Source organism: Sulfurihydrogenibium sp., from assembly GCF_027448985.1.
Taxonomy (GTDB): domain Bacteria; phylum Aquificota; class Aquificia; order Aquificales; family Hydrogenothermaceae; genus Sulfurihydrogenibium.
In genome coordinates, this window is sequence record NZ_DAIDMN010000067.1 from 1 (window position 1) to 7,798 (window position 7,798).

Sequence of the window (7,798 nt, forward strand, 5' to 3'; positions counted from 1 at the left end):
TAGATAAATCAGATGGGTCATACTCAAGGTTAAATCTTTCTGTTGGATGGTAAGGAATAAGTTTATCAAAAGATGGTCTTTTTTTCAAATCATCAGGAGATAGTCCTCCAACTCTATCAATTCTTACAAGTGCTCTATATTTTTCACCTTCTTTGGGATTTCTTGCAACTCCTATAATAGTGTCTCCTGTTTTTAATCCGGTTTTCTTTATCTGATAAGGTGATACGTATATATCAGAAGGGCTTGGTGCGTAGTTGTTTTCTAAAAATCTTATAAATCCAAATCCTTCTGGTAGAACTTCAAGAACTCCGTTTATCTTTACTAAACCTTCTTTTTCCTCTTTTTTTTCTAATATTTTCTGTATTAGCTCTTCTTTTTTAAGCCCTGTCACTCTATCTAATTCTAACTCTTCACCTAATTTTCTAAGTTCAGCTAACGTCATTTCTTTAAGTTTTTCTGGGGTTAATGTAGCTAAGTCCATTGTGCCTCCTTTAACAATAATTTTTTACTTTCCAATACAGAATTTGCTGAAAATACTTCCTAAAACATCTTCCGTTGTTATCTGACCTACAATTTCTTGAAGGTGGTTTAAAACTTCTTGTAAATCAAGCATTAAAATTTCTTTATTTTTAATTAAAAAATCTAAGTTTAGAATGATATCTTCTATCTTTTCTTCTGCTTGTTTTAATAGATTATAATGTCTAAGATTTATAAACACCTCATCTTCGGTTTCTGTAATCCCAAGAATCTGTGTGATTTTTTCTTCTAATTCTTTTATTCCTTGATATGTTTTACTACTTGTATATATTATATTATCAGATTTTTCAAAAATATCAAGTGGTTTTGTTATCAAATCAGCTTTATTAATTACTATAATGTGGGTTTTATTTTTAATTTCATCGTATATTTTTTTATCTTCTTCTGTAAAACCTTCTGAACCATCTACCACAAATAAAACAATATCAGCTTCCTCTATTTTTTGTTTTGCTTTTTCTATTCCTATCTTTTCTACAAACTCTTGTGTTTCTCTGATACCGGCAGTGTCCAATAAAATTACCGGAATGTCGTTTATCTTTAAGCTTTCTTCTATAAAATCTCTCGTAGTCCCTTTATACTCAGATACAATTGACCTTTCGTATCCTAACATTGCATTGAAAAGGGAAGATTTTCCCACATTGGGTCTTCCTACTATTGCAAGTTTTATACCTTCTTTTATGATAGAGCCTTTTTTGTAGGAGTTTATCAGCCTTTTTATTTCAGTTTTTACATCTGTAAGATTCTCAACAATTAGATTCTTATCTATCTCTTCCACATCTTCCGGAAAGTTTATTTCCGCTTCTATTAAAGAGATAAGGTTTAATAACTTATCTTTTAAAGTGTTTATCTGCTTTGATAGTTTCCCTTCAAGTATCCGTACGGCTACTTTTGATGCTTTTTCAGATTTGGCGGATATGAGTTCTGCAATAGCCTCAGCTTGTGTTAAATCTATTTTTCCATTTATAAATGCCCTATAGGTAAACTCTCCAGGTTGTGCTAATCTTCCACCAAGTTTTACCACGTTTTCTATTATTTTTTTTACAACCGGAACACTTCCGTGAGGGTAAATCTCTACAACATCTTCTCCTGTAAAACTTTTTGGAGCTTTGAAGTAAACAAGTAATCCTTCATCTAAGACAGATTTATCCAAGTCAAGAATTTTTCCAAAGTAAGCTTTTCTTTCTTTTATCTCTTTGGGAAGGGTAAAAATCTCTCTTGCTATCTTTAAAGAATCATCTCCGCTTATCCTTACTATCCCAACAGCTGAAGGGATAAGCGGAGTTGCGTTTGCTACAATCGTATCTTTTTTCATTTTTTCATCGTTTTGTTAACTATAAAACTTTGTATTAAACCTAATATATTGTTCGTGAGCCAGTATAAAACAAGTCCTGATGGAAAGTTCATAAACATGAACGTAAATACACCAGCCAGAATATACATTATCATCTTTTGGTTTTTGTCTGAAGATGGTGTTATCCACTGTTGAGCTATCATAGAAAGTCCCATTAGTATAGGTAATATGTAGTAAGGGTCTTTGTCAGAAAGGTCTTTTATCCATAGGATAAACGGTGCGTGTTTTAGCTCTACCGTTACCATCAAAACGTTGTAAAGGGCTATGAATACTGGAATTTGAACTAAAATAGGAAGACAACCACTCATAGGGTTTGCTCCGGACTGGGCGTACAGTTTCATAATCTCTTCTTGAAGTTTTTGAGGGTCTTTTGCGTACTTTTTCTTTAGTTTCTCTATTTCAGGAGCCAAATCTGCCATCTTTTTCATAGCTTTTAAAGATTTATGGTTAAGAGGGAAGAAAAGAATTCTGATAAGAATTGTTAGTATAATTATTGCCACGCCCCAGTTAGGTACATAGGTGTAAAAGAAATGAAGAAGTAAAAATAACGGTTTTCCAAGTATTCCAAAAAATCCAAAATCAATGGACGCTCTAAGGTCTAAATCCATTTTCCAAAGGTTTTTGTAGTATTCTGTTATCTGTCCTAAGAGGGAGTATAGTTTTGGTCCACTGTATATGAACCCTTCAAAATCCGGACTTACGTCAACCAGTACCGCTGTTGTATCTTTTGCTATCGGTATGATGTTAACAGTGTTGGAACCACCTTTTGGTGAAAATATCTGTAAAAAGTACTTGTTTTCTTCTCCAGCCCATAAAATGTTGTCTCGTATGGTCTTTGGTTGCTGAATATCTTTATCTATTTTTATTACTTCTTTATCTGTTTTTATAATTGCTCCTTCATGACCAAAGGTTCCTTCCGATTTTAAAGATATTCCGGATAAAATTGACACAGCCGTGTTTTCAATACCTTTTGTCTTTACGGATAGGTCAACTGTTCCACTTTCAGAGATTGTGTATTTTTTTTCTATCTCTACATTTTCTTTTTGAAGTTTAAAGGTTATAGTATTTTTATCTTGAGAAACAAAGTACTCTGAAAAGTTGAGTATTCTGGTTAAGTTTGGATTTGATGTTATGAGTTCTCCTACGAATATCTTGTTTTTCTTGGAGAAATCATCAACCATATCTTGGTTGTACTTTTGTATATAAACAGATGTAATTCTTCCTCCGTATGGAGTAAACTCAATATAACCAAACTCTGTTTTTATTTTTATGTTTTTGGATGTATCTAAATTCTGTCTTTCATTTGTGAGAATTAAATCATAACTTCCACTGTGTTGTATAACTGGGTTAGGTACTTGGTTGGTTTGAGCTGTCTTTTGTTGACCATTTTCAATATTTTTCTCTTGGGGAAAAAGATACTGACTGAATATAGAGAAACTTATAAACAAAAATGAAATTACAGCAAAGAAAATAAGCATTCGCTTTTGCATGTCTTCCTGTTGCATTTTCTCACCTCACTTTAAGGATAATCTACTCCACCTTTTGAAAATGGATTACATCTTAATACTCGCCATATGGCTTTGAGACTTCCTTTAAAAAACCCATACTTTTGTAATGCCAAGATTGCATAGTTTGAACAAGAGGGGTAGTATCTACAGGAAGGCTTTTTTAAGGGTGAAAGGTACTTTTGATACATCTTTATTAACTTAATAAAGGTATTGCTTAACATTCTCTTTCCAACAGTGTTAAAATACTTTCCATCTCCTCTTTTAAGTTGTAAACTTTCAATTTGGTTATATCCGGCTTTCCGATTAATATGATATCACAGTTTAAGTTTTGAAATCTATGGAAGAGAAGCCGGATAGCTTCTCTTAAAATCCTTTTTACCCTATTTCTTTGAGTTGATTTCTTAAAAACTTTTTTTGGTGCAACAAATGCAAACCTTGGATAGTTTAAATTATTTCTTTGAAAAACTAAATTAAAATACCTTAAACTAATTTTTTTCCCAAGTTTAAATACATTTTGAACTTCTTTTTTTTTAACGTTTTCATTAAGCTGCTAAACGTTTTCTTCCTTTAGCTCTTCTTCTTGCTATTATCTTTCTTCCAGATTTTGTCTTCATCCTTGCCAAAAATCCAGAAACTCTCTTTCTTTTTTTATTAGAAAGATGTGATTTTGCTTTCATGTTTGCCATTTTACAAACCTCCTTATAAAAATAAATAAAGGCAGCTATTTATTAGCTGCCTGTTTTAGAATCGGTGGATTATTATATTAGAACCCAGCTTTAGAGTCAAATATTCCTGTAAAGATGAAGATGATAGCGATTAGTAGAGCGTAGAGAACAAACGTTTCAATCAATGCCATACCGATGAACATTGTTGTTAAGAGTTTTGGACCCATGTTAGGGTTTCTTGCCATTCCTTCAAGGACACCTCTGATAGCATTACCAAGACCTGCTGCACCACCACCAGCTGCTGCACCGATAGCAACACCCGCACCGATAGCTAACGCTCCATAGAATACCGCTCTTGCCATTGGGTCTCCTTCAGCTGCAAAAGCTGCAGAAACTGTTCCTGCCAAGACCATCAGCATCAAAACTTTTGAAAACTTAACCATTATTTATGCAACCTCCTATAAGTGATTTATTTTACAATTAAAGTGTTTACGTTTATTTTTTTGACTATATACTCATACTCATCCGTTAGAATAACCAAATCCGGATTTTCTTCTTTTACAAACTTAGGTAAAACATCTTTAATCCTTCCGGATATGTCCACTATAACTTTTTTATCTCCATCAAAATCCACCAATAAATCGTTTATCTTTTCTTGTGCTGTTTTCTTGCTTCTTTCATCTGTATCTGGGGGAACTGGCATACCAAAGCTTGAAGCCACTTTTTTCATCATGTACACGTCTACGATTTCGTGGAATACAACAAGCTGACTGTTATACTTTTTTGCCAAATCCTTTGCAATCTCCAAAGCTCTTAAAGATGCTCCATCAAACTGTAAGTTGATGAGTATTTTTTTTATCTCTATCATAATTCCTCCATCAATGCTCCGCATGTGTAATAGCTCCAGCTATGTAAACTGTTGTTAATACAACAAATACGTAAGTTTGTAAAAATACAGCTATAAGGTGTATCAACATTACCGGCATTGGAACAAGGAATGGGACTAACATTATTAAAACCACACTAACTAACTCTCCACCTGTCATGTTAGCAAAAAGACGCAATGCCAACGTAACGGGTCTGCTCAAATGGCTAAGAAGTTCTATTATAACAAATACGGGAGCCATTGCAGGAACAGGTCCTAAAAAGTGTTTAAAGTAAGCCAAACCTTGTTCTCTGATTCCTTCAAAGTTGTATATGAAAAACACCAACAAAGCTAAAGCCATCGTAGTGTTTAGGTTTGCTGTTGGAGATTCAAATCCTGGAATCATACCTAAAAGGTTTCCAAAAAAAACAAACAAACCAATCGCAGCTATCAATGTGAAGTACTTTCTTCCTTTTTCACCCATGTTTTCTTTTATAAGATTATCTATAAACTGTATGTATATCTCAAAAACATTTTGAATTGGGGTAGGTATTAATGAAGGTTTTTTTGCTAAAACGGTAAAAATTATAGGCACTGCAACAACAACGATAACCGCCATAATTACATGGGTTTGATGTTCCACTTCTTTCCTCCATTAGTTTTGTTAATTGGCTAACAAATTCTGAAATATTATACAGGAAAAATTTAAGGTTGTAAATCTTTTAACTCTTCATACCATAAAGGAATATCTACTCCTAAATCTTTACTTATTTTTTCATTACTCATCACGGACCATTTTGGTCTTTTGGCAGGAAGGTTAAAGTCAGATTGGTAAGCCGGATAGATGAGCTTTTTTATTCCTTTTATTTTAAAATATTCTTTTGCCCACTCGTACCTTGATGCGTATCCGGAGTTTGTGAGATGGTAAAGTCCAGTAAGCCCCTGTTTTATAGCTTTCATCGTCATATCAACGATTGTTCTTGTAGATGTAGGTACAGAAAACTCATCAACTGCTATTTTGAGTGTATCGTTAGCAGAAGCCCATTGCTGTAGTTTGTATAAAAAGTTTTGTTTTCCCTTCCCATAAACCCAGCTAACTCTAAAAATCAGGTAATTTTTTAAAATTTCTTTTATTAAGATTTCTCCGGATAACTTACTTTTTGCATATATATTTAAAGGGTTTGGTAGGTCATCTTCTGTATAGAAATGTTGCTTCGTTCCATCAAAAACGTAGTCTGTAGAATAGTGGATTAAAAATTTATTAAATTCGTTACAGACAAAGGCTAAATTTTTAACTGCAAAAGTATTTACATCAAAAGCTTGCAAATAATCTTCTTCGGCTTTGTCTACTAAATTGTATGCGGTACAGTTTATCACTATATCTGGGTTGAAATCTTTTACAACATTTCTGACTTTTGAAAAATCTGTTATGTTACACTCATTTCTAGATATAGAGAGAAAGTTTATATTGTTTTTCTCTAAATACTCTGTAAACTTGCTACCAAGCTGTCCGTTTTTTCCAAATATAAGTATTCTCATGTATAAACCTTTTTCCAGTAATCTTCAAGTTGTTTTCTTTTTTGATTTACCCAATCAATGTTGTCAAGATACCATTTTACTGTTTTTTCTAAGCCTTCTTCGAATTTTACTTTTGCTTTCCATCCTATTTCTTTTTCTATTTTATCTGTATTTAAACTGTACCTAAAGTCATGTCCTGGACGGTCTTTTACAAACGTTATCAAATCGTAAGGTTTTCCTAATATATCAAGGATTGATTTAACCACTTCTATATTTTTTCTTTCCTGACCACTTCCTACGTTGTATATCTCTCCTACTTTGCCTTTTTCTATTATTTTAAATATACTTTCTGCACAGTCTGATACAAACAGCCATTCTCTTATGTTTTCCCCCTTTCCGTAGACTGGTATTGGTTGGCTATTTAAAGCTTTTATTATTACAACAGGTATTAATTTTTCCGGATATTGCCACCATCCATAGTTGTTTGAGGGTCTAACGGTTATTACAGGAAGTCCATAAGTTCTGTAGTAAGCTCTACCAAGCATATCTGCTGATGCTTTACTTACGGAGTAAGGAGAGTTTGGTATTAAAGGAGTGTCTTCATAGAACTGTCCATCTTCTCCAAGTTCTCCATAAACTTCGTCTGTGGCTATGTTTATAAATAGTTTGATGTTGTACTTTTTTGCTGCGTCTAAAAGGGTTTGTGTACCTTTTACATTTGTTTCTATAAAAATTGAAGGGTCTAATATACTCCTATCAACGTGGCTTTCCGCTGCCCAGTGAACTACTATATCCGGTTTTTCTTTTTGAAATATATAATCTATAAACTCATAGTTGTTTATATCAGATTTATAAAACTTTATCTTATCTTCTACTTCTTTTAGTCTTTGTAAGTCTCCTGCGTATGTTAGTTTGTCTACTACTACTGTTTCTATATCATTTTTTATACATTGTCTTACAAACTCACTTCCTATAAATCCGGCTCCACCTGTTGTAAGTATTTTCATTTCTCCTCCTAATATATAAAGTTTATTTCTGCATCCCTTAATAAAGGTGCATTTTTATCTTTTTCTGAAAGTATTGGTTCTTCCGTTGTAGGCCAGGTTATATTTATTTCTGGGTCGTTCCACCTTATACTTCTATCGTGTTGAGGTGAATACTCCGCTCCAGAAATCTTATAAATTATTTCTGCTTCAGAGGAAAGTGTTAAAAATCCATGGGCAAAACCTTTAGGTATCCACAACATTAATTTATTCTCTTCAGAAAGCTCTATTCCTATCCATTTTCCATAAGTTGGGCTTCCTCTTCTTATATCTACTGCTACATCAAATATTTTCCCTTTTATACATTTGAC

The 7,798-nt window shown here is 33.1% G+C and carries 11 protein-coding genes; all 11 read right to left on the minus strand.

The genetic code is table 11. The features are described from left to right. Positions 1 to 481, minus strand: a 481-nt coding sequence (locus NE054_RS06210; protein ID WP_297889876.1) for a Rho termination factor N-terminal domain-containing protein, incomplete at its 3' end; no start/stop codon positions are given. Positions 482 to 505: 24 nt separating this feature from the next. Then, positions 506 to 1,849 carry a tRNA uridine-5-carboxymethylaminomethyl(34) synthesis GTPase MnmE gene (gene mnmE / locus NE054_RS06215; RefSeq protein ID WP_297889879.1) on the minus strand — a complete coding sequence of 448 codons (1,344 nt, stop codon included), beginning with the start codon at positions 1,847 to 1,849 and terminating at the stop codon, positions 506 to 508. Then, positions 1,846 to 3,393 carry a membrane protein insertase YidC gene (gene yidC / locus NE054_RS06220; RefSeq protein ID WP_297889880.1) on the minus strand — a complete coding sequence of 516 codons (1,548 nt, stop codon included), beginning with the start codon at positions 3,391 to 3,393 and terminating at the stop codon, positions 1,846 to 1,848. Before yidC ends, mnmE begins: the two co-directional genes overlap by 4 nt. A 14-nt stretch (positions 3,394 to 3,407) precedes the next feature. Continuing rightward, a complete protein-coding gene (yidD, locus tag NE054_RS06225; RefSeq protein WP_297889881.1) occupies positions 3,408 to 3,617 on the minus strand; it encodes a membrane protein insertion efficiency factor YidD in 210 nt (69 codons plus the stop codon). Positions 3,618 to 3,938: 321 nt separating this feature from the next. Further along, complete coding sequence (gene rpmH / locus NE054_RS06230; RefSeq protein ID WP_345780602.1) at positions 3,939 to 4,082, minus strand: 50S ribosomal protein L34; 144 nt, start codon at positions 4,080 to 4,082, stop codon at positions 3,939 to 3,941. A 77-nt stretch (positions 4,083 to 4,159) separates the two neighbouring features. Then, positions 4,160 to 4,504: an ATP synthase F0 subunit C gene (gene atpE, locus NE054_RS06235; protein ID WP_012459663.1), complete on the minus strand. Its 345-nt coding sequence runs from the start codon at positions 4,502 to 4,504 to the stop codon at positions 4,160 to 4,162. A 26-nt stretch (positions 4,505 to 4,530) separates the two neighbouring features. After that, positions 4,531 to 4,929 (minus strand): universal stress protein, encoded by a 399-nt coding sequence (locus tag NE054_RS06240; RefSeq protein WP_297889883.1) that lies wholly within the window; start codon positions 4,927 to 4,929, stop codon positions 4,531 to 4,533. Between the two features lie 10 nt (positions 4,930 to 4,939). After that, positions 4,940 to 5,569, minus strand: a complete 630-nt coding sequence (atpB, locus tag NE054_RS06245) for a F0F1 ATP synthase subunit A (protein ID WP_297889884.1) — start codon at positions 5,567 to 5,569, stop codon at positions 4,940 to 4,942. A 62-nt stretch (positions 5,570 to 5,631) separates the two neighbouring features. Beyond that, positions 5,632 to 6,465 carry a dTDP-4-dehydrorhamnose reductase gene (gene rfbD / locus NE054_RS06250; protein ID WP_297889885.1) on the minus strand — a complete coding sequence of 278 codons (834 nt, stop codon included), beginning with the start codon at positions 6,463 to 6,465 and terminating at the stop codon, positions 5,632 to 5,634. Further along, positions 6,462 to 7,451, minus strand: coding sequence for a dTDP-glucose 4,6-dehydratase (gene rfbB / locus NE054_RS06255; RefSeq protein WP_297889886.1), 990 nt, complete (start codon positions 7,449 to 7,451; stop codon positions 6,462 to 6,464). Before rfbB ends, rfbD begins: the two co-directional genes overlap by 4 nt. An 8-nt stretch (positions 7,452 to 7,459) precedes the next feature. Further along, on the minus strand, positions 7,460 to 7,798 hold a 339-nt coding region (gene rfbC, locus NE054_RS06260; RefSeq protein WP_297889887.1), incomplete at its 5' end, for a dTDP-4-dehydrorhamnose 3,5-epimerase.